Annotated in this window: 1 pseudogene; it reads left to right on the top strand. The window is 64.1% G+C overall.

Annotated elements, in window-relative coordinates:
• Positions 1–115 precede the first annotated feature (115 nt).
• A pseudogene (locus NQJ30_RS18850) lies at positions 116–627 on the top strand (integrase catalytic domain-containing protein); the annotation flags it as partial.

A 627-nucleotide genomic window follows, 5' to 3' on the forward strand; every position in this document is an offset into this window, starting at 1 on the left:
CGACGAGACTCACCAATAGTGCTCGCGAAACGGGGTGCATGCCTCATTTGAGAAACGCTCGCGAAATCACGGGCCGCTTCGGGCACGGCGGTGACGATGAGGGATGGACCTGTCGATGGCAACGCGTAGAGAAATCACGAAGAAGTACGCAGCCGATTATGCGAAGTCGTCCAAGAGCGTCAAGGGGTTGGTTCTGGACGAGCTCGTCGCCGTGACCGGGTGGTCCAGGGCCAACGCCCGCCGGGCCCTGTCCACGGCGCGTAAGCGGAAAGGGCCCGCGAAGTCGGTCGTCCGGAAACCGCGTGGGCGGACCTACGGCTATGACACCTTGAAGATCCTGATCAGCGTATGGCGGCTGGCCGGGATGCCCTCGGGGAAGTATATGGCTGCGACCATGGGCATCTGGTTGCCCAAGCTTCAGTCCTTCGGGGAACTCGACGCCAAGAGGCTGACCCCGGCGGTGAAGGCGCAGCTGCTGAAGATCTCCGGGGCCACGATCGACCGGCTCCTCAAGCCCACCAAAGACGCCGCCAGGCCAAAGGGCCTGTCTGCGACCAAGGCCGGTCCGCTGCTGCGCAATTCCATCACGGTCCGCAAGGCCGGGGACGAACACGAGCAGGCTCCCGG

The sequence above is a fragment of the Pseudarthrobacter sulfonivorans genome, assembly GCF_024391045.1.
Lineage (GTDB): Bacteria > Actinomycetota > Actinomycetes > Actinomycetales > Micrococcaceae > Arthrobacter > Arthrobacter sulfonivorans_B.